This is a genomic window from Enterococcus mundtii, from assembly GCF_002813755.1.
Classification (GTDB): Bacteria; Bacillota; Bacilli; order Lactobacillales; family Enterococcaceae; genus Enterococcus_B; species Enterococcus_B mundtii.
In genome coordinates this window covers 2,648,830-2,670,121 of the sequence record NZ_CP018061.1, presented here as the reverse complement: position 1 = coordinate 2,670,121, position 21,292 = coordinate 2,648,830, and the positions used below count along the sequence as shown (strand labels likewise).

Below are 21,292 nucleotides of genomic sequence, written 5' to 3'. Positions count from 1 at the left end.
AATTTATGGAATCACAACTAAGTTGAGCAATAGAAAACACATCAATAGTTAGTATTAAAATGTCGTTCATTATACTAGTAGTGTGGCAGAAAGGATCAACTTAAACTAAAAATATAGCTATTTAAACGAATGATGGGGCTAATTTCCTCAGGTCATTCATTTTTTTGTCACAAAATTTGCTTTTTCACGACATATCTTAACGTATACGAAAAGTCGCGACAATACAACAGAAGGAAGGAAAAGAGATGAACTACAGCGTAAAGACAGGCGATACGTTAAGTGGAATCGCTCAACAGTTTGGGATCACAGTACCTCAACTCCAACAGTGGAATCAGTTAGCTGATCCTGATTATATTCAAGTTGGACAAGTACTATTGATCCAAGAAACCCAAGAAAAGGGGGAGAATTACGTGGTACAAGTAGGAGACACATTGAGTGAGATTGCATTGCGCTTTGGTGTAACGGTCCAGCAACTTCAAACATGGAATAACCTTCCGAATCCTGATTTAATTCAAGTCGGTCAATGGTTGTTTATAGAAAAAAGGAACGGAAATTCCCAAAGTCGAGCCGTATCATTAGGACAATTACAAGCAATCGGCTGGTATTCGATCTCGGCAGAAGATGTCACAGAATTGAATCGTTGCCTGCAGACTTATAAAATTGTCTCTTTGAACAGTTTGCGTCACTTCATTAGTCAATGCAGCCACGAATCAGGTTGTGGAGTTTGGCGGGAAGAGTTGGCTTCTGGAGAGTCATATGAAGGGCGGAGTGATTTAGGTAATTATTATCCGGAAGACGGGAAAAAATACAAAGGAGCGGGTTATATCCAGCTAACTGGACGCAGTAATTATACCCGATTTGCCGCTTCAGTATTGGATCCAGAAATTTTAAATCAAGGAGCAAAGTATGTAGCTGCTACTTATCCATGGACCAGTGCAGGTTTCTGGTGGTTTTCAAACGGGATGAATGAATACTGTGGAGGAAATCCAACCGTTGAACAAGTGACCTTACGTGTAAATGGTGGATACAATGGCTTGACATCTAGAAAACAATACTATCAGAAATGTTGTGAGATTTTCTGCTAAATACTCAGTTTACAAAGGAGGTGTTATGATGACTGCTTTGACAAAGATCTTTGCTACCGATCAGGCATTGATTCATATCTTTTTCCTTGTGGTTCTTTTAGATCTAATGACGGGGTGGCTCAAAGCAAAAGTCAATCACACCTGGTATTCTACATTAAGTTGGCAAGGCCTTTGGAAAAAACTTAGCCATTTTGTGTTACTTATTTTGACAGGAATCGTTGACTTTGTTTTGCTACAAAATGAGGTTCATTTAGAGTTCACATTGGTCAAAGTTTTTACGACCTGTCTGATTTTTAATGAAATTGGAAGTATTATTGAAAATACGGCAAAAACAGAAGTGACGACTTACTTTCGGGAAATCTTAAAATCCATTGAAAAGAAAATGAGAAAAACACTGTAGTGGATTAAATGACAAAAAGAAATAAAAAAAATTGTTATTATCCTGTCACAAGTTACACTTATTTTACGACATACCCATCCAAAAGGACGATTGGAGTGGGAAACATGGATTTTTGGACAGAACGAATCATAGAAGTAGAGGATTATGTAAAAGAACAAGATGAAAGACGTTTAGAAATAATTTTGTTGAATTTTGTTCCGTATTTAAAAAAAAGTGCAAAATATTCACATTTTTCAGCAAGTAATGTAGGCGTATACATTTCGTTTGAAGATTTTTATAGTGCCTACCTCTTCGCAACTTGGGAAGCAATCGAAGTTTTTCGAGAAGAACAAAAAAATGATTTTAACTTTAAAAATGTATTTCTCCATTGATTATTTATTGCAGAAAAAAATGTTTGGCGTTTATATAAGAAAAAATCAGGGAAATCCACCGATAAACATGGCATTACTTATGCAAGTGGGCACTGGCAAATGATTGATGAGTCCAGTGCCTGCTTTCCACCCTGTTTTTTAGACGAGAGTACATTGATGATCAAAGAGATTTTAATGAAGTATCAAGTAATTGCTCCTGATGATGCCCAGTTCTTTTCTTTGTTAGTGGAAGGCTATTCGTGTGCTGAAGCGGTGAGATATATGTTTTTTGAAGAATATAACGCACGTATGCGGAAAAAGATTGAGCGAATGAAGCGGAGATTCAAGAAATACTTGGAAAAAGAAAATTTTTTTCTATTTCCAGTCACAAATGACGAAAATCTTCGACATATCTAAGTGATTCGAATCAAAAAATAAATTTTTAGGAGTGAAAAAAATGAACGTAAATGATAAACAATTAAGAGAAGATCCATGGGTATTAGAAGTACAACAATGGTTGAATAAAACTTATGGAGATGTACCTAGTTTTGGTTCAGTTCCGGAAGATGGCCGTACTGGATGGGATACGGTATATGGTTTGATTCGTGCAGTGCAACATGAGTTAGGTATTACAGAATTGGTCAATAATTTTGGTGAGACCACTTCAGCACTATGGGATCAGCAAGTGACGCCCAACTTAATTAATAAGTATGAAAGCCCAATTGTAAAATTGGTCGATGGTGCTTTTCGCTGCAAAGGGATGGGAAATGGGAAATTTGACACAGTTTATACGCTCAATAATGATGATGCAATCAAAGGATTGAAAATGGCTGCTGGATTTGAGAATCCAACTAGTACGTTAGATTCAATATGGGCCAAAGCTTTGTTTGATATGAGTGCATTTGTATTAGTTCAAGGAGGCGATGCACGAACACGTGAAATGCAACAAACTTTAAATAGAAAGTATTCGGAATGGACAGGAATCTTACCTTGTGACGGGATCTATCAACGTGCCACAAATACTGCCTTGATTTATGGGGTCCAAGTAGAAGAAGGTCTAGGCGATATTGCAAATGGTGTATTCGGTCCAACTACACAAGAAGTTTATAGACAGTTAGCAGATAGTGGCCAAGTAGCAAGTAATAGCGGATTAGTGTTACTTCTCCAATATGCACTTTATCAAAATCTGATCAATGTACGTCCAAGTGGTGTCCCATTCAGCGGAGCATTAGATACCGAGACAACAGACTCATTATCATTATTCCAATTATTCTTGAATTTATCCGAAGTAACAGACGGTTATCCTGACTTAACTACTGCGATGTCCTTGATGCTTTCTTCTGGCGATCCTAACCGTAGTTTCAATGCGGTAGATACTTCAGAACAGCTAACTCCTGCGCAAATCACAACCTTGCAAGAAGCTGGAATACAATACGTAGGTCGTTACTTAACGGGAACCGTCGGCAATAACTTTATTCCAAAATATTTAACGGTAACTGAAGCAAATAATATTATTAATGCTGGAATGGCTATCATTCCGATTTATCAGGACAATAATCCAGTGGTAAGCTACTATACGTACAACCAAGGTGTATCAGATGCAAATACAGCATTTGCGGCTGCGGACTCTCTAGGATTTGACAAAGGAACAATCATTTATTTTGCAGTGGATGTGGATGCGCTAGACTCAGATATTACGACAAACATCCTGCCTTATTTCAGTGGACTACATGATGTTGCGACGAGAAATGGGATTCGTTTTAATGTAGGGATTTATGGTACTCGCAATGTGTGTATGCGTGTTTCTGAAGCAGGCTATACCGTGGCCAGTTATGTATCGAATATGTCTACTGGTTGGTCTGGTAATCTTGGTTTTTCTCAACCAACAGATTGGGCTTTTGACCAATTTAGTGAACCAAGCGATGGAATTGGCTCAGGAGATGGTTTAGTGATGATTGATAAACTGAATGTCTCTGGAATCGATCCAGGTGTAACGACTGTTAGTGCGGTTGATCCAGCTATTGGCGTCCTAAAAAATCTGGGACTTAAATTGATTGATGAAGCAATTGATAATGCACAATTTGAATTAGGAGTAGAAATGCCCATTTTCTCTATTGGACCTGTCACACTCACACAAACATTAGCCGGAACAGTTCAATCCGCAGATGCCAATGATAATCTTATTACATTTAGTATCATAAATGGAAAAATTGATCCAGCATTTGTTAGTGAAGTCTCTGATATGTTAGGTAGTGGTATTGCTGGGAAATTGGAAGCTAACATGGAAGGTTTAACTGCAGCTATCGAAAATGGTGATGTAGAATTAAGTGGTGGCTATGAAGATGGGAAAATTAGTGTATCGCTTGCCATTAATATGCAAAAATTTACAGTAGAAGGATCAGAAATTACTGCTTCTGTTAAATATGAAATTGAAATTGATTTAAATAAAATCGGAGGATTTTTTAAAGAGGTTTTTGAAAGAACGCTCTATACAATTGCAACAGGTGTAGGTATTTTCTTATTAATCTTAGTAATACCACCTATTGTTGCGTGGCTTGGTGCAGGGGCGACAACAGTAACAGCAGCGGGAGTAATTGCTTTAGTTATTAGCTCCATTTTAGATTTCATCAAAGAAAGCTAACTAAAAGATTTGAACCGCAAAAACATGGGAACTGTTTTTGCGGTTCTTATTATTGTCTTTAGACCAAGTTGAGCTCGCAAAGTGAGCGAAACAGAAAAACACCCGCAATTCGGGTGGGGTGAAGTGGGAACAAATGATTCTATCAAAAAGCCCTACACATCGTTAAAATATGATGTTCAGGTTATATTGATAACGCAAGGAAGGGAAAAGAAATGGGTAATAAAACAAATAGTTTATCTCATACAAAGTGGCTGTGCAAATACCACATTGTATTCACACTAAAGTATAGAAGAAAAATCAGCTATAATCAATATCGAGCAAGTACACAAGAGATTATCAAACGATTATGTAAGTATAAAGGAGTGGTGATTTTAGAGGGCATATGATGCCAGATCACGTCCACCTATTATTGAGTATCCCACCAAAAATGAGCGTGTCTAGTTTTATGGGTTATCTAAAAGGAAATAGTGCATTAATTATTTTTGATAAGCATGCAACTTTAAAATATAGGTTTGGCAATCGACACTTTTTGGCAGAAGGGTATGTAAGCACTGTGGGATTGAATGAAGCGACCATAAGGAAATACATTCAAGAACAAGAGAAACATGATATAGCGCTAGATAAATTAAGTGTTCGAGAATATGAGGACCCTTTTAAGGATTAGAGAGTAGAACAAACACCTTTTTAAAGGTAGGCAAAAGTGGCAAGGCCAGCTTCTTTAGGCGCTGGCCGGTGTTAAGGGCTTATAGCCTTGGAGCAAACCACCCTTTTGAAGGGGAGTTATGATTTTAATGTATAACCCCATCTAAGAAAAAAGAGGATACAATATCATTAATATACCTAGTGTAAGATGGACTATAAATCTTTTATTTGTATTTTGCATAAAACTTGCCTGAAGTTTTTCTGAAACCCAAACAAATTGTAATTCATTTTTAGGATGATCTATTAAATACTGTTTAAATATTTCGCGTTCATTTTTTTGGGATTTAATTAAGTAAAAGCCTGTAACAGCACTGATGGTAAGGGCTACTCCCAAATAGGGAATTATATGATTCAAATTTTTAGGGACGTCTTCAATAGGGAAAAAGTAGCGAATGACACGTGCCAAAATAAAAAAGACAATAACGTAAACGATAAATGAAAATTTTCTTTTTAGAGCAAAAGAAGGGTCCTTTTTTTCATAATATTGTGAGATTGCTTTTTTTCGTCTCTTTTGTTCTTGTTCAGTCAGGTTTGGAAAAGCACGCTCTCCTTCTTGTTTATATACAGCCATGATATCTGAATACTCCTGTTGGATCTGCCTGACTTTGTAGACTGTATAAATAAAACTAGCGTAATATATTAAAGTACACATAAATTTAATTAAAAGCATTATTTAGTTCTCCTTAAAGACTTTTTTTAATTATAGCAGACAAAACTTGAAGTAGCTTTAAAAATTTAATAAAAAAATGTTATTTATTGTGAACAGAAATAGTAGTTTTTTCTATTATTTATTGAAATGTGGATAGAAGTTAATCAAAGAAAACAGATTAACTTCTTTTTACTCTGTTCTAGTTTAAATTAGTTATTTGTTGCTGTCTTCATCTATATAAAGTTATTCAACGTAAATATACCATTAAATAACATTTAATATTAAATGACGCACGATATTAACATTAGTTGTCTATTTGTTTTTAGTATTATATAATTAAGAAGGGAATTGTCATCCTTTCTAAAGAAAGCGTTTTTATAACAAAGGGGTGATTTAAATTATAAAATGGAAAGGAGAATATTTGAGAATAAGAGGAGAAACAAATTTTTATTATGATGAAATACTTAGGGGTATAAAAAATGAAAAAGTATATTTTGTTAGGCATAAGTTTTTTTGTTTTTTCAATATTTGGAATCATGAATACTGAGGTGCAAGCTGAACAGGTGACCTTAACTTCCTCAGAAGAAACTGTTATTTATAATAAGTTTGGACAAGAAGTCAAACCTGAAATACTGTTTGTACAACCAAAAGGCACAACACCCCCGACTACTTTAAAGTGGCTGAGTTTTGGATCTAACTATCACTCTAACCCATTTTCAGGAGCAGGCACACGATATAGTGGCTATATTTTCGGACTTAATAGTACAAATAGAGCTAGGTTGACTTTTTCATTAGGAGGATTTGCTTGCTTTGTGACTGATCGCCCTGATCCAGCTTCTGTAGTAAATGTTTACAATATGCCTTTAAGCGGCTCTCCTTATACCTTAGAAACAGCTGGCTATTTTTATTTTGCTGTAGATAATCCTGTTAATGGACAAACTTATAGCATAATTCCATTATAGAAAAGAAAAAAACATTATTTATATCTTTTTTGAACATGATATGTGATATAACGTTCAAAAATTAGGAGTTTATATGAAAAGAAAACCTCTATTTGTAATTTTATTGATTCTTCTAATATCAATGATTTTTATTTGGATATTTACTTCAAAAATAAAACATGATAAGAATGAAGTAAATCGTACAATAATTATGGATAAAAATGGAAATAAAATAGATCCTATCCAAAAAGTGACTGGAAATTTAGGAAAATGAGATAACATACTATGCTTGTTTTTAAACAAATAATTAACTAAGTTCTTCTCTAAAAGTATGAATGAACCAATGAGGTATTTATAGAATAAGTATAAAATATGACTCATTGTCAAATAGTTTTATTTCAATTAAATCACCTTTAGTAAAATTTTCGGCGTGTCCTCTTTAAATATTATTAAACAATCTTAAAGAGAGTGGCTTTACTGGAACATCCGTACAGAAAATAGTGGTAGTAGACCGAACGATAATTTGATTATCAGATTACCACTCGGTCTACTACCACTATTTTTTACATAAATGTTTCAGCGAGACCTAATCTACCAAGGAAAGTATGTCAAATAAAACTGGAAAAATTTATCATTTAAAAAGGAGAATAACAATAAACTGCCAGTGTCTATTTAGGGTACACTCTAATTTTCCTTTCTGGTAATAAAAGGTAAAAAACTTGATAAATTAGCCTCTTCCAGTATATAGTAATTACGATTTAAGAATAAGGATAAATAAGAGGGGGTTATGCGGAACATTCAAATGAGATTTATTAATAATCAGATTATTAAAAGATGTTCTGGATTTAAAGGATTATTTTGGATCCTCTTTAAACTTTTTGGTAAAACGTACAGGTTATAGATTTGAAGAAGTAGATCGAATTATTTATCGAAAAAAGAAAGCGAAATTACTTGGAAATGAGGTTCTTTTTAAAGTAATCAATGATATATTTTATGGTAATTTGAGAAAAGTAGATGAAGCAGCTTTTTTATAATTATTCTAAAAGTACATTTCGTATAATATTATCGAAGATTGAACCTGTACTTATTGAATATAATTTAACTTTAGAATTAAATCCTATCAATATTAGTGGAGATGAGGGGGCAATAAGGAAATTTTTTATGGATTTCTACTATATTAGGTGAGCAGACTAGTTATCATTTAAAACTTCCAAAAGATTTATATGAAATTGTATTAAATGAGATTTCAACTCCATTAAAAAACTCCGAACTGGGATCTGGCACCACTAGCTCTTCAGCATACTATATGATTTATATTACATATGACACAAAAGAGAACGATCATCTGTCTGCTAAAGGACAGGTGATGTTTTTCATAATAAGTATGAATGAGTTATTAAAGTGATCATAGAAAAGGAGTGTTAGAGTGATTAGAACTAGGGAGCATAGATGTTTCGATTATTTACAATGTTCCGATAAGAATCAAGTAAAGCAGAATAGCTTTTATTGATTCCTTTTTTTTGGGGAGTCCAAATTTTTAAATGGCTATTCCAGATGTCTATCCATGATAAGAGTAGAAATCATTCAAGTATTTCTCGTTCATCAACGAAAATAAATAAAAAAATAATGAAACCCTATTCAAGTAACGATTAGTCAACTTGTTATATTTGAAATTTTGTTAAAGTTACTTAAAAATGTGTCCTTTTTTGATGAACTATGGGATTATAGTATAAAGTGGCAACTTTTATGAAGTTTTTGCTTGCTATTTTTTGGTAATGCACGTATATTACGAATGAAAAAAGTTTATGAAAAGTTGGAATATTGAATGGAAAAACAAAAAAGATTAAAAAATAGCCGGTATATCACGGGCTTCGATGGGATTCGTTCATTAGCGGTCATCGGAGTTATTTTATACCACTTGTTGCCAACAAGTATGAAGGGTGGTTACCTCGGAGTTCCGATATTTTTTGTCGTTTCAGGTTATCTTATCACCGATCTATTACGACAAGAGTGGGACCAAAATGGTAAAATCAATATTTGGCAATTTTATGTTCGACGAATGAAACGATTGTATCCTGGGCTCGTTTTCTTGCTTATTACTGCTTCAGCATATATTACGCTATTCCAGCGAGGATTGTTGAATAATCTTCGGGGCGTTGTACTCAGCAGTTTATTCTATGTTAATAACTGGTGGCAGATCAATAATGGATTATCCTATTTTGATCGTTTTGCAAATGAGTCGCCATTTACCCATATTTGGTCCTTAGCAGTAGAGGCGCAAAACTATCTGATCTGGCCGATCATCTTTGTATTACTGATGGTATTTGTCCGTAAGAAAAAAAATATTTTTTATGTCATTATGGGTACAGCTATTGCATCAGCGATTTTGATGATGGTGCTATACTCGCCAAATGGCGATCCTACCCGTGTGTATTATGGGACAGATACTCGCTTGTTCTCGATTTGGATGGGTAGTGCATTGGCTTTTGTTTGGCCAAGTACGCGATTAAAGAAAAATATCCCTAAACAAGCAAAGAAAGTATTGAATTTAGCGGGTTTTACTTCATTGATCACGTTGATACTCTTTTTCTTTTTCTTAGATGACCATTTGAGCTTTATCTATTATGGCGGGTTCTTTTTAGTCAGTCTTTTATGTATGGTTCTTGTGGCAGTCACAGCGCATCCAGGTGCGAGCTTGAATCGCTGGTTGACGAATCCGGTCTTTAGTTGGATCGGTAAACGAAGTTATGGGATCTATTTGTACCAATTTCCGGTAATGATTTTTTACGAAGCGAAAGTATCAGGTATCGCTGATCATGTGTTATTACACACGGTCATTGAGATCACGTTGATTTTATTGATCAGTGAACTGTCATATCGCTTTATCGAACGTCCGTTGGCACGCTTTGATTATAGCCAAACGGTTCGCGTCGTCAAAGGCTGGTTCACCAAACCTATTTTCAGTTGGAAAAAGCCATGGGTGGTCCCTGGAACCTTAGTCGTAGCGATTGCCTTAGTCGGGTTCGTCACTGCACCTAAAAATGCTGTGACCGCGGACCAAGAGCAATTACAAAAGAATATTGCTGAAAGTAAAAAACTAGCTGAAAAAAGTCAGAATAATCAAGGCAATAATGTAGCACCTATCGACCAAGCGATTTTGGATAAATATGATTTGACCAAAGCGCAAGGGGAAAAAGCCCAACAACTAGAGCTGACTGCATTTGGTGATTCGGTCATGTTAGATGCTGCGGCAGATTTAAAAGAACTATATCCGCAAGTAGTTGTAGATGGTGATGTCGGTCGTCAACTCTACACAAGCCTTCCTTATATCGAAGAATTGAAAAATAGGGATCTATTGAAAGATACGGTATTAATTGGGTTAGGAACAAATGGCTCTTTTTCTGAGGCGCAATTTGATAGCTTGATGAACGCGATCGGGGATCGTAAAGTTTACTGGGTCAATGTTCGCGTACCAACGAAGCGCTGGCAAAATGAAGTCAATGCCATGCTCACAGAAATGGAAAAGAAATATGACAACATGACAGTGATCGATTGGTACGGTTATAGTAATGGTCACAGTGAATGGTTCTATGACGATCAAGTCCATCCAAATCCAGATGGTATGCTGAATTATATCCATCTAGTCAGTGAAGCACTATTAGGTGGAACAAAAGAATCAGAGACAAGCAAAACGAGTGAGACTTCTTCGACTAGTACGAGCGACACTCTATCTGATAGTACTCAAGTGAGTGAATAAAAACTGAGGTTGTGACAGCAATGTTTTGACCTGAGCAGTAGGATAACTCTTACAAAAAAATGCCTCAACGAAAATCGTTCTCCGATCTTTCGTTGAGGCATTCTTTTTCTCTAAAATTCTTTTTACTCCGTTTGATCAGGTAAAGAAAGAGAAGGATGTGTCTTCAAATAGGTTTCTTTTTGCCGGCGTGTTTGTTTTTTGAACGCGGCTTCGGCTTTTGTGGCTTCACTTCTTGTAGCGTATCCTTCTGCATGGATCATTTTTACAGGACGTCTCTTTTGCAAACGTGTGTATTTAGCGCCTGTACCATTATTATGTTCTTGTAAACGACGAGCCAAATCGGTGGTATATCCTCCATAGAACGTATTATCTCGGCAGTGCAACACATAAAAGTAATGGTTATTCTCCATAAAGCATCTCACGAAGTTCGGGGGTATACTCACCTTGCGTATCATAGGTGAATAAAGGTGGAGAAACTTTGAAACCATCGGCTTTTCCCTGCTTGATTCCTTCAATCAATAAAATATTTGCTTCCTTGCCTACTTTAGGATAAACAAACTGAACACGTTTCGGTGCAATCTGATAGGTTTGCATAAGAGTCAAAATCTCTAAGAAGCGTTCTGGACGATGTACCAGAGCCAAGCGACCATTTGTTTTTAATAACTTGCCGGAGATTTGGATCACTTCTTCCAACGTTGTATGGATTTCATGTCGGGCAATTGCTAGATGCTCATTTGGATTTTTTTTATTTGTAGGTAAGCCTTTGAAGTAAGGGGGGTTACAGACGACTAAGTCACAAGAGTTGTGTCTGACAACCGTTAAACTTTCTTTTAAGTCAATCGTATGCACGGTCATTTGTTGTTCTAAATGATTCAATGAAATGCTCCGACGGGCCATGTCGGCTAGGCGTGGCTGTAGTTCGATCGCATCGATCTTTGCCTGTGTTTGTTTGCTTAAAAATAGTCCGACAGCACCATTCCCCGAACAAAGGTCAACGATTTGTCCTGTTTTTGGCGCACGAGCAAAATGAGCAAGCAATACGGCATCTAAAGAAAAGGAAAAAACTTGGGAACTTTGGATAATCTTAATATCTTTTGCATATAATTGGTCAATACGTTCATGTTCGTGAAGCATCTAATTCCCTCCAAATGAAAAAACTAATCGTATGTAGTATACTATTTTTGTTCAAAAGAACCAAGAGAACTTGTCAAATCGGTCTTTTTTAGGCATACTATAGGAACGAGAAGCAAAGAAAGGAAGAGGATATGTTCTATCGATTTATGCGCGGGCTCGTTAAAGTGATTTTAGCTGTTATCAATGGCAATGCCCGTTATGAAAATAAAGAAGTCTTACCAAAAGACGAGAATTACATACTTGTTGCACCACACCGCACTTGGTGGGACCCGTTGTATCTCGCTGTTGCTGCATCACCTAAATCGTTTAGTTTTATGGCGAAAGAAGAATTGTTCAAAAAACCTGTTTTACGATTCATCTTAACACGTTCGAATGCTTTCCCAGTCAAAAGAGACAATCCGGGACCAAGTGTGATCAAGACACCTGTCAAGATTCTAAAATCAACCGATCTAGGATTGATCATGTTTCCAAGTGGGACAAGACATGCGACCGAGTTGAAAGGTGGAATGGCGTTAATAGCCAAAATGGCCAAAGTAAAAATCGTTCCAGCTGTGTATCAAGGTCCTCTCACGCTAGGTGATCTATTCAAACGCAAACGAGTGATTGTTCGCTTTGGTGAACCGATCGACTTGTCAGATATCAAAAAAACTGACAAGGAAGGAATGGCAGAAATCGAGCGACGCACACAAGCTGCATTTGATAAACTAGACAAGGAAGTAAATCCTGATTTTAAATATGAGATCATAAAAAAGAATGAAACAGAATAATTGTTCTTTATTCGATGAGCGATAAAAGAAACGGATTGTCTAAGACACCGCTTCTTTATCGCTTTTTTTGTTATAAAACCGCCTTTTTGCAAGTGATTCTAGCTGTCATGTCCTTGATGGAAGTGTTATAATAGTAAGAAGGATATTTTTTTGAGGTGATGAGATGCGTTTTTTACATACAGCAGATTGGCATATAGGAAAAAAATTGCAGGGCTATGATTTACTTAAAGAGCAAGAACATGTACTATCTGAGATTCTAACGATTGCGAAAAAGGAAAAAGTGGATGCAATCGTTATTGCAGGTGATCTCTATGATCGAAGTATCCCAGCCGTAGAAGCCGTAGAGATGTTCAATCGGTTGATGATCGACTGGAACCTGAACGAAAAATTCCCGATTTTCGCTATCTCAGGAAACCATGATAGTAGTGTTCGATTATCTGCTGGCACGGAATGGTTCAGCCAAACAAAATTCTTTTTACACACACGATTTGCTGAATCTTTCCAACCTATCGACTATCAAAATACTCAATTTTTCTTATTGCCTTATTTTGAACCAATCTCCGCTAGAAGTTATTTTGAAGATGATACGATCCGTACGGTCCAACAAGCAATGGAAAAAGTGGTTGACCAGATGCAACTCGCTTTTGATCCTGCAAAAAAACAGGTGCTAGTCAGTCACTTTTTTGTGACAGGTAGTAAGAAATCAGATTCAGAAACAAAAATCGAAGTGGGTGGACTAGATGCGATTCCAGGCGGTCTATTGGAGCCATTTGATTATGTCGCTTTAGGACATCTTCATAATCAAGCAGCCTTGCAGCAAGAAAATGCTAGATACAGTGGTTCGCCACTTAAATTCTCACTTTCAGAGATCAATCAGAAAAAAGGTGTCTGGATCGTTGATCTAACTGACACCTTGGTGTTGGATTTTCAAGAAATCACACCTTTGTATGATATTGCTGAAGTAACTGCTAGTTTTAAAGAATTATTAGACCCAAGTTTTTACCATACGATCAACCGAGAAAATTATTTGCAGATTTATTTAAAAGATCGCGCAGTTATTCCTAACATGATGAACCAATTACGAGCAATCTATCCTCGAATACTTGGTGTCGAACGTGTCAATGGACGGCATCGTTCCACAAGCAAACGACAGACACTTGAAATCAAGCAACCAAAAAAACTCGCGGAAACGTTCTTTACTGAAATGGTGGGTGAGCCAATGACAGAACAACAAATGAGCTGGTTAGAAGAAACGTTGCAAGAACTCACAGAAACGGAATGATCAAGTATGAAACCACAGACATTACGATTGAAAAATTTTGGCCCATTTATCGATGAAACGATTGATTTCTCAAAATTGACCCAAGCGGCCTTGTTTTTGATTACAGGAAAAACAGGGGCTGGCAAAACAACGATTTTTGATGGGATGACCTATGCGCTTTTTGGAGAAACATCTGGAAGGTTGCGGTCTGGCAAAGAGATGCGGTCATTATTTGCGACACCTGAAGACGAAACGAGTGTCCTTTTTTCGTTTGAACATCAACAGTTGCGGTATGAAGTCGAACGTAAGCCTGAACAATTGTTAGCTAAACGCAAGGGTGAGGGCATGAGAAAACAGACGGCAAAAGTAAGTTTAACGATCTTTGATGAAAAAGGAAAAGAAATTCGACAATTAACAAAACGGAGTGAAGTCGATCAAGAAATCAAAGAACTATTGAATTTAGATGCGAAGCAATTTTCACAGATCGTCTTACTGCCGCAAGGAGAATTTCGGAATTTCTTGATTTCCTCTAGTAGTGAAAAAGAAACAGTTTTACGTAACTTATTCGGTACACAATTCTTTCAACGATTCACCGAACAATTGAAAGAAAAAGCCAAGAACAAGCAAAAAGAACTGGATCATTTGGAGCAAGAATTAGTCTTATTGCAAAGACAATTTAGTTCCTATGAGGAGAAGCAATCGGCTGGTCTACAATCTTTTGAGACAGTGATCAATGAGTGGCAAGAGTATCAAAATCAAATTTCAACAAGGCTCGTATCAGAGCAAGAAGTATTAGAGCAACTGAAAGAAGAACAAAAAATCAGCGAGACAGATTACTATCAAGGGAAAAATCAAAAATCTGCTTATGAAGAAAAGCAACAATTATTGGCAGAACAACAAGCGCTCAATGAGCAACAGCAAGTGATCGAAGAGCACCAAAGATGGGTTTCTCATTATGAAGTTGCTCAGCAATTGCGCACCCCGCTTGAACGTAGCCAAGAATACCAAGAATCACTTACCACACAGAAAAGTGAAAAACAGCAACTAATTATTACGTTCAATAAGGTGGCAAGTGATTTGCAGAAATGGCAAGAACAGGCGGACGTACGAGAAAATCTCGAACAAAAAATAGCAAAAATGAGTCAAACGCTCCAAGAAAAGCAACGATTGATCCCAGTGGCTGATACCTTTAGAGAAAAACAATTGGAACTTTCCGTAATGGAAAAAAAAGTCAGTGAATTACAGCAAGAAATCCAACAACTGGCAGATCAGCAATTGATCCTTCAAGAAAGACAACAAACGAGTCAAACCGTTTTAGCAACACAAGGGGAACTACAAGAAAAACAGTTGGTTTATGAACGGTTACGTTTAGAAGGGGAACGTTACTGTGAACAACAGCAACACCTTGATCACCTTGACAAAGAACTAGTGAAAAATCATCAGTACTTTGAACAAACAACAGAGCAATTGGTAGAAAAACAACAATTACTTGAACAACAAACACACGAGTTCAATCAATGGAAAAGCGACTGGGCAAAGCAACAAATTACTTATTTACAAACCCTATTGATATCTGGTGAACCTTGTCCAGTGTGTGGTGCAACGGAGCATCCATTGACACCGGATAATCGTGAATCAGTGCAGGAAAACTTAGCTGTACTTGAAGAAAAAATGGTCCAAGCAGAACAATCGATCGAAAAAACGCATCAAGAAATTGGTCGAAAAGAAGCAGAAATCGAAGAAATCAAACAACAGCTTGATCGTTTAAGCCAGCAACAAATGGAAACGTGTCAACAGTTGGAGAAACAAGCAATTTATTTGAACACAGAGTTAAAAGCCATTTTCCAAATAGATGTGCAAGAAGATATTGTTCAAGGGTTGGCGGAAATAGAAAAGACCCTCAATGCTCGTTTAAAGGAAATCAAAAAAGCAGAAGAAGCACATGGCAGGGTCATGGAAGAACTAGCCAGCAACAAAGAACAAAGTGAACAGATCAAAGCTCAACAAATGCTCCATAATGAAAAAATCCAACGACTCCAAGGTGAGATGGCAGGATTGAGTCAACAATTAGGAACAGAAGACATTGATGCTTTAGCAAAAGAAGCTGATCAATTAGCCGAACAGTCGAGCAAGAGCAAGCAAGAATTAGAAGAGCAAGTGGCCCAAGGTGAGAAACTCCAGCAAGAATCAGCTGTTTTGACGACTAAAATCGAAACGTTGACTGAACAAATCGAAAAGACAACTGCTCAATTTAAAAAAGAACAACGTAAAATCTCTAGTTTCTTGGAGCAACACACTGACTTTTCTTCGCAAGAAGCAATAGCAGCGTTGTTAAAAGAAACAGTCACATACGAAAATAGAAAAACAACGATCAAGGAGTATCAAACGAAACAGTTGGTTCTTTCCACTCGCTTAGAACAATTGGAACATGTCACCTATGATGAAAAATCCCAAGATTTGACAGTGTTGAGTGAACGAATCGAAAAAATCAAACAACACATTGAAGAGCAACAACAATTGATCTACCACTTGCAACAAGAGTATAAAACCAATCAGAAAGTGATCATGGCATTTACTACAAGTTATCAAAATAGTCAGGAACAACTAGATGAATTGATCCAGTTGCAACAATTATCACAGACGATGAATGGCGAGAATCCTAAAAAAACAAGCATTGAACGTTATGTCTTGCAAGTTTATTTACAAGAAGTCTTGCAAGTCGCTAATGAACATCTGATACGATTGACAAAAAGCCGCTATCAGTTTGAATTAGATGAAGAAGTCGGTAGCTACCGCGGAAAGACTGGTCTGGAGATCAACGTGTACGATGATGAAGCAGGAACGACCAGAGGATCGCATACTTTATCCGGAGGCGAAAGCTTTATTGCTGCATTATCATTAGCTTTAGCCTTGGCAGAAGTGATTCAAGCGCAAGCTGGTGGGGTCACGATCGAAGCATTGTTTATTGACGAAGGGTTTGGTTCACTGGATGAAGAAGCCTTGGAAATGGCGATGGAAGCATTAGAAACAGTTGAAAGCGAAGGCAGGATGATCGGGATCATCAGCCATGTACGTGAGTTGAAAGAACGTGTCTTGCAACAAATACGAATTGATACAAAAGGTAGTGGACAGAGTGAAATACGCTACCATTTTGGTTAAGAAGGGAGATTGATAACAATGAAATGGAGTATTCCGGAAAAAGTCATTGCAAGAGGGCGTCAATATTTGCAAGAAGACCGTGTGTTATCGGTTGTCCCAGATCAAGAAGAAAATGTGTGGCATGCAGAGGTTTTAGGTAGTGAGCTGTATTTAGTTGATTTAGATGGTACAGCAAAAGAAATCGACTACTGTCAATGCCCATACTGGGAAGAACATCATTATTGCAAGCACACTGTTGCAGTAGAACTTTATTTACGATCGAAACAACTTTCTCGTATCATGCAGAAAGATCAAAAAATGATCGAACCGACGAAAAAGACCAGTGAAGGAGAACTATTGACAAAAGGATTTGCCCGATTAAAAGGGAAGACTTCTACTAAATCCTTGCAACCCTTAGTGATCGATTATCATGTCGAACAGATCGAAACCAATCAATACCATCCAGAACTTTCTATTTTGGCAGTGTATCTACGTGTGGGCTTTTTAGAAACACCTAAGAAAACATACATCGTAAAAAATATTTATGAGTTTCTACAGGCGTACACGGACGAGGAAAACTATACGGTCAATAAGCAGTATCAATTCCGTTTAGAGCATCGAGTTTTCCAACAAGAAGATCAACAACTACTGGATCTATTCGCAGGTATTGCACAGACGCAAACATTGTTAGGCGCAAACGGTGTCTTGGTAAAAGGGAAATTAGACAAGCGTTACTTACTTTTGCCAATCGATCAGTCGAAATCTTTGTTAGAGCGTATGAATCAATCGACACGTTTGAAACTACAGATCAATGATCAAACTTATCATGGCATCCAATTTTCAGACGATGCGAAACCGCTAAGTTTTCAAGTCAAGAAGAAAGAAACACAGTATCAACTGACTGCCGTAAGTGACTTTGATTTGTTTTTGTCTCACTACCAGTGGGGGATCAGACAAGGTACTATCTATCATTTGACTAAGCAGCAACAGACGATCTATTTGACTTGGAAACAACTGATGAAACGTTTTGAAGAGCCAGAAGTTGCCTTTCACAAAAAAGAATTGTCTTCTTTATTTAAAGAAATTTTACCACTTTTAGATCAGATAGGAACCGTTGCTATTGACGATGAAGTGACGGCAGAAGTCGCAGATATTCCAGTAGAGTTTGTCTTTGTTTTTAAAAAAATGAAAGGGCAAATCCAAGCAAGAATCGATTTTGTATATGGAGATGTTGTGTTCTCCACAGATGAACGACATGAAACGCTTGCTGAGCAAACTACCGAAATATTGAGAGATACGGCGCAAGAACAGCGGGTCCTTGATTTGTTTCGTATGTACCGTTACCGGAAAAATAAAACGGGCTACGAACGTCCATTACCAGAAGGTGAAGCATTGTATCAGTTTTTCCGGACAGAATTAGCTGTTTTTCGTCAATTTGGAGAAGTCCGTATAGGAAAAAAATTACGGGAATTATATCTAGACGCACAAAAACACCAACCACAGATCGAAGTAGAAGAAACAGGATCATGGCTAGATATCCGCTTTGATGTCACAGGAATCAACGAGCATGAAATCGACAATGTTTTGCAGAGTCTGTTAAGAAATGATTCATTTTATACCTTAGAAAGTGGACAGGTATTATCGTTTGATTCAGAAGAATTCCAACAAACAAGCAAAATCCTACAACAGTTCAGAGATACGATCCGTTCAGACGATGGCGTTATCCAAGTGCCAAAAAATCAAGGATTGATGATCAAAGAACAATTTACGGGAAGTAATGCTAGTTTTGGCGATTCTTTCCAACAAATGACTCAAGACTTGATCAATCCTACGAATTACGAAGCTACTTTACCAAAGAATTTGCAAGCTGAGCTTAGAGACTATCAGAAGCAAGGCTTCCAATGGTTGAAAATGTTAGGTCATTATCAGTTTGGTGGCATTTTAGCTGATGAAATGGGTCTAGGGAAAACGTTGCAGACCATTGCTTTTCTGCTTTCGGAGAAAGAAGAAAAAGGTTCATTGGACGCCTTGATCGTAGCACCGGCGAGTTTGATCTATAACTGGCAAGCCGAAGTGAAAAAATTTGCTCCCTCATTGAGTGTCCAAGTGATCAATGGCAATAAGAAAGAGCGAGAAACTTTGTTAGCTGAAAAAGTAGATATTCGTGTTACTTCTTATGCGAGCTTACGTCAGGATCTTTCAGAATATCAATCATCGACGATTAATTATTTAGTCTTAGATGAAGCGCAAATGGTGAAAAATAGCAGCACAAAGACTGCTCAAGCTTTACGAGAGTTGCATATTCCACAGCGGTTTGCTTTGAGTGGGACACCAATCGAAAATAGCCTTGAAGAACTATGGTCACTATTTGCTACGATCATGCCAGGGTTCTTTCCGAATCGGACACGTTTTAGAGAATTGACGACAGATGAAATCGCGCAAATGATCCGACCTTTTGTCTTAAGACGAGATAAGCAAACAGTTCTCAAAGATTTACCAGAAAAAACTGAAATGAATCTTTATTCTGCGTTGACGGAAGAACAAAAAACAGTGTACCTTGCTTATTTGAGACAAATGCGTGAAGAAGTATCAGCTATGGATTCAGAGTCATTCAAAAAGAATCGGATCGGCATCTTGGCAGGACTGACACGTTTACGTCAAATTTGTTGTGATCCTCGTTTGTTTGTAGAAGACTACCAAGGTGGATCAGGTAAGTTAGAACAAGTAAAAGATTTATTACTAGCTGCAAAAGAAAATAACCGTCGTGTCCTGTTGTTCTCCCAATTTACGGGTATGTTGACGATCCTTCAAGAGGAATTAGCTGAATTAGGGCTAAGTACCTTTTATTTACGAGGAAGTACAAAGGCACAAGATCGTTTAACCATGGTCGATGCTTTCAACGCGGGTGAAAAAGATGTCTTTCTTATTTCACTTAAAGCAGGAGGGACTGGATTAAATCTAACTGGCGCAGATACAGTCATCCTTTATGATTTATGGTGGAATCCAGCGATCGAAGAACAAGCTGCTGGAAGAGCCCATCGTATTGGACAAAAAAATGTTGTTGAAGTATGGCGAATGATTGCTGAAGGAACAATCGAAGAACGAATGGATTCTTTACAGCAAGAAAAACGGGAATTATTCCAAAAAGTGATTCAAGGAAACGAAGAACAATTGACGAAATTAACAGAAGACGATATTCGTTTGATTCTAAGTATTGGTGAAAATGACGAATAAAGTGTAAAGATCATTTATTGAGTAATTACTCTCCTATACAGGAAACAGTAAATAAGCCAAGGAAGATAGCCTCGCAAATCTGCGCAGTTATCTTCCTTGTTTTTTTCTTGTTTATTTATTCGCAGATGCTTATTTGATCAGACAAGCTGAGCCTCTCCTACAGCAGTTTTTATAGCGGATAGTAGTTGATCGAATTCGTTGATCTCTACATCACACACCGGACGCTCGTTGATGGAACGCTTGCGGTGATTGAACCATAACGTCTGCCAATTGGCACTCTTAGCACCTAACACATCGTTTTCGTAATTATCGCCAACGTATAGTGTTTCATTAGGTGACATATTGAAAGTTTTCTCGGCTAATTGGAAGATTTCCTTTTCTGGTTTTTGAAAGCCAGTTGCTTGAGAAACTAGCATACAATCAGCAGGAATCCAATTTGTTAATTGAAGTTGATTTAATTTTTTTGTTTGATGATCAGTTGGTCCATTGGTGATGATCCCTAATGGAACATTTTTTTCTTTAAGAAAATCAAGTGTTTTTTTTACTTCAGGATGAAGAGAGATATTTGCTAGTTCCTCTTCGTAGACTTCTTGGAAAACTAAGCATTTTTCATCAGAGATAGGTGAATAACCTAGATCGATCAAGGACTGACTAATGCGGTGTGCACGCATATAATCAAGTGTCCATTCTCCAGCCATGACTTTTGGAAAATTCTCATCGCTGTGATGGCGGAAACGCATATATAATCCATGCATATCTTCTTCTGTTACTTGAGGTACCACACTTTTAACTGAATTCTTAAATGGTTGTTGCTGATCATACATTGTATCGTCAACATCAAATACAACTGATTTAATCAAATTATTACACGCCTTTCAAAATTCTATCTTTTCACAAATCCTCGCTTATTGTATCAAAAAAAAGCCAAGAAAAACGTTGGAATTTAAAGGTTTTTATTACTATATTTCTAATTACTTGACAGAATAAGGTTTGTGTATTTTAGTTTTTTTAACTAAAAATAATTAATTTTATTATAAAGAAATCTACAAATCTATTTCGACTTTGTCAAATGAATTATAATAGTAAAAATAAATAGAACAAAAGATAATTTGTTTTTTTAATACAGAAAAAATAAAATTAGTAAAATATAAAATAACGTCAGTGTGTAAGATAACGAGTGATTTTTCACTTCTTCAAAGAGGTTGTGGGTAAGATCAATTTTATTGTGGCTCT

Annotated in this window: 17 protein-coding genes and 1 pseudogene; 14 read left to right on the top strand and 4 right to left on the bottom strand. The window is 36.9% G+C overall.

Going from position 1 to position 21,292, the window contains the following annotated elements; genetic code table 11:
• The first annotated feature begins 245 nt into the window (after nt 1-245).
• From EM4838_RS12495 to tnpA, 6 genes and pseudogenes are all read left to right on the top strand, one after another.
• Nucleotides 246-1,085, top strand: coding sequence for a LysM peptidoglycan-binding domain-containing protein (locus tag EM4838_RS12495; RefSeq protein ID WP_071867731.1), 840 nt, complete (start codon nt 246-248; stop codon nt 1,083-1,085).
• 28 nt (nt 1,086-1,113) lie between these two features.
• A complete protein-coding gene (locus EM4838_RS12490) occupies nt 1,114-1,485 on the top strand; it encodes a phage holin family protein (protein WP_071867732.1) in 372 nt (123 codons plus the stop codon).
• A 104-nt stretch (nt 1,486-1,589) separates the two neighbouring features.
• Complete coding sequence (locus tag EM4838_RS16895; protein WP_233433739.1) at nt 1,590-1,856, top strand: hypothetical protein; 267 nt, start codon at nt 1,590-1,592, stop codon at nt 1,854-1,856.
• A gap of 156 nt (nt 1,857-2,012) precedes the next feature.
• Nucleotides 2,013-2,252 (top strand): hypothetical protein, encoded by a 240-nt coding sequence (locus EM4838_RS16890; protein ID WP_233433738.1) that lies wholly within the window; start codon nt 2,013-2,015, stop codon nt 2,250-2,252.
• A gap of 40 nt (nt 2,253-2,292) precedes the next feature.
• Complete coding sequence (locus EM4838_RS12480; RefSeq protein ID WP_071867733.1) at nt 2,293-4,476, top strand: glycoside hydrolase domain-containing protein; 2,184 nt, start codon at nt 2,293-2,295, stop codon at nt 4,474-4,476.
• 212 nt (nt 4,477-4,688) lie between these two features.
• Nucleotides 4,689-5,140, top strand: a pseudogene (gene tnpA / locus EM4838_RS12475) (IS200/IS605 family transposase).
• Between the two features lie 141 nt (nt 5,141-5,281).
• On the opposite strand, the gene EM4838_RS12470 reads toward tnpA, so the two are convergent.
• Nucleotides 5,282-5,749 (bottom strand): hypothetical protein, encoded by a 468-nt coding sequence (locus EM4838_RS12470; protein WP_233433737.1) that lies wholly within the window; start codon nt 5,747-5,749, stop codon nt 5,282-5,284.
• 557 nt (nt 5,750-6,306) lie between these two features.
• Between EM4838_RS12470 and EM4838_RS12465 the strand changes: the two genes are divergently transcribed.
• The 4 genes from EM4838_RS12465 to EM4838_RS12450 all read left to right on the top strand — a co-directional run bounded on the left by EM4838_RS12465 (nt 6,307) and on the right by EM4838_RS12450 (nt 10,525).
• Nucleotides 6,307-6,789: a hypothetical protein gene (locus EM4838_RS12465; protein WP_071866490.1), complete on the top strand. Its 483-nt coding sequence runs from the start codon at nt 6,307-6,309 to the stop codon at nt 6,787-6,789.
• 73 nt (nt 6,790-6,862) lie between these two features.
• On the top strand, nt 6,863-7,042 hold the full coding sequence (locus EM4838_RS12460; RefSeq protein ID WP_071866489.1) for a hypothetical protein: 180 nt from the start codon (nt 6,863-6,865) through the stop codon (nt 7,040-7,042).
• Nucleotides 7,043-7,782: 740 nt separating this feature from the next.
• A complete protein-coding gene (locus EM4838_RS17170) occupies nt 7,783-7,953 on the top strand; it encodes a helix-turn-helix domain-containing protein (protein ID WP_081355946.1) in 171 nt (56 codons plus the stop codon).
• A gap of 640 nt (nt 7,954-8,593) precedes the next feature.
• Nucleotides 8,594-10,525: an acyltransferase family protein gene (locus EM4838_RS12450; protein WP_071866488.1), complete on the top strand. Its 1,932-nt coding sequence runs from the start codon at nt 8,594-8,596 to the stop codon at nt 10,523-10,525.
• Between the two features lie 122 nt (nt 10,526-10,647).
• Here EM4838_RS12450 and EM4838_RS12445 read toward each other — a convergent pair whose 3' ends face one another.
• Both EM4838_RS12445 and EM4838_RS12440 read right to left on the bottom strand, forming a co-directional pair.
• The gene (locus tag EM4838_RS12445; protein ID WP_065096641.1) at nt 10,648-10,935 is read right to left on the bottom strand and encodes a GIY-YIG nuclease family protein; all 288 of its coding nucleotides are present in this window, start codon (nt 10,933-10,935) and stop codon (nt 10,648-10,650) included.
• Nucleotides 10,925-11,659 (bottom strand): tRNA1(Val) (adenine(37)-N6)-methyltransferase, encoded by a 735-nt coding sequence (locus tag EM4838_RS12440; RefSeq protein WP_071866487.1) that lies wholly within the window; start codon nt 11,657-11,659, stop codon nt 10,925-10,927. Before EM4838_RS12440 ends, EM4838_RS12445 begins: the two co-directional genes overlap by 11 nt.
• A 131-nt stretch (nt 11,660-11,790) precedes the next feature.
• Between EM4838_RS12440 and EM4838_RS12435 the strand changes: the two genes are divergently transcribed.
• The 4 genes from EM4838_RS12435 to EM4838_RS12420 all read left to right on the top strand — a co-directional run bounded on the left by EM4838_RS12435 (nt 11,791) and on the right by EM4838_RS12420 (nt 20,059).
• Nucleotides 11,791-12,426, top strand: coding sequence for a lysophospholipid acyltransferase family protein (locus tag EM4838_RS12435; RefSeq protein ID WP_071866486.1), 636 nt, complete (start codon nt 11,791-11,793; stop codon nt 12,424-12,426).
• A 163-nt stretch (nt 12,427-12,589) separates the two neighbouring features.
• Nucleotides 12,590-13,708 (top strand): exonuclease SbcCD subunit D, encoded by a 1,119-nt coding sequence (locus EM4838_RS12430; protein ID WP_071866485.1) that lies wholly within the window; start codon nt 12,590-12,592, stop codon nt 13,706-13,708.
• Between the two features lie 6 nt (nt 13,709-13,714).
• Nucleotides 13,715-16,846, top strand: coding sequence for an AAA family ATPase (locus tag EM4838_RS12425; protein ID WP_071866484.1), 3,132 nt, complete (start codon nt 13,715-13,717; stop codon nt 16,844-16,846).
• A gap of 18 nt (nt 16,847-16,864) precedes the next feature.
• A complete protein-coding gene (locus tag EM4838_RS12420) occupies nt 16,865-20,059 on the top strand; it encodes a DEAD/DEAH box helicase (protein ID WP_071866483.1) in 3,195 nt (1,064 codons plus the stop codon).
• 137 nt (nt 20,060-20,196) lie between these two features.
• Here the strand turns inward: EM4838_RS12420 and EM4838_RS12415 are convergent, their stop codons facing one another.
• Nucleotides 20,197-20,919, bottom strand: coding sequence for an HAD family hydrolase (locus tag EM4838_RS12415; RefSeq protein ID WP_071866482.1), 723 nt, complete (start codon nt 20,917-20,919; stop codon nt 20,197-20,199).
• Nucleotides 20,920-21,292: the final 373 nt, after the last annotated feature.

Coding starts and splice junctions, on each gene's coding strand:
- EM4838_RS12450 (WP_071866488.1), top strand. CDS start 8,594: ATGGAAAAACAAAAAAGATTAAAAAATAGCCGGTATATCACGGGCTTC.
- EM4838_RS16890 (WP_233433738.1), top strand. CDS start 2,013: ATGATCAAAGAGATTTTAATGAAGTATCAAGTAATTGCTCCTGATGAT.
- EM4838_RS12440 (WP_071866487.1), bottom strand. CDS start 11,659: ATGCTTCACGAACATGAACGTATTGACCAATTATATGCAAAAGATATT.
- EM4838_RS16895 (WP_233433739.1), top strand. CDS start 1,590: ATGGATTTTTGGACAGAACGAATCATAGAAGTAGAGGATTATGTAAAA.
- EM4838_RS12420 (WP_071866483.1), top strand. CDS start 16,865: ATGAAATGGAGTATTCCGGAAAAAGTCATTGCAAGAGGGCGTCAATAT.
- EM4838_RS12480 (WP_071867733.1), top strand. CDS start 2,293: ATGAACGTAAATGATAAACAATTAAGAGAAGATCCATGGGTATTAGAA.
- EM4838_RS12490 (WP_071867732.1), top strand. CDS start 1,114: ATGACTGCTTTGACAAAGATCTTTGCTACCGATCAGGCATTGATTCAT.
- EM4838_RS12445 (WP_065096641.1), bottom strand. CDS start 10,935: ATGGAGAATAACCATTACTTTTATGTGTTGCACTGCCGAGATAATACG.
- EM4838_RS17170 (WP_081355946.1), top strand. CDS start 7,783: ATGAAGCAGCTTTTTTATAATTATTCTAAAAGTACATTTCGTATAATA.
- EM4838_RS12425 (WP_071866484.1), top strand. CDS start 13,715: ATGAAACCACAGACATTACGATTGAAAAATTTTGGCCCATTTATCGAT.
- EM4838_RS12495 (WP_071867731.1), top strand. CDS start 246: ATGAACTACAGCGTAAAGACAGGCGATACGTTAAGTGGAATCGCTCAA.
- EM4838_RS12470 (WP_233433737.1), bottom strand. CDS start 5,749: ATGGCTGTATATAAACAAGAAGGAGAGCGTGCTTTTCCAAACCTGACT.
- EM4838_RS12435 (WP_071866486.1), top strand. CDS start 11,791: ATGTTCTATCGATTTATGCGCGGGCTCGTTAAAGTGATTTTAGCTGTT.
- EM4838_RS12460 (WP_071866489.1), top strand. CDS start 6,863: ATGAAAAGAAAACCTCTATTTGTAATTTTATTGATTCTTCTAATATCA.
- EM4838_RS12430 (WP_071866485.1), top strand. CDS start 12,590: ATGCGTTTTTTACATACAGCAGATTGGCATATAGGAAAAAAATTGCAG.
- EM4838_RS12465 (WP_071866490.1), top strand. CDS start 6,307: ATGAAAAAGTATATTTTGTTAGGCATAAGTTTTTTTGTTTTTTCAATA.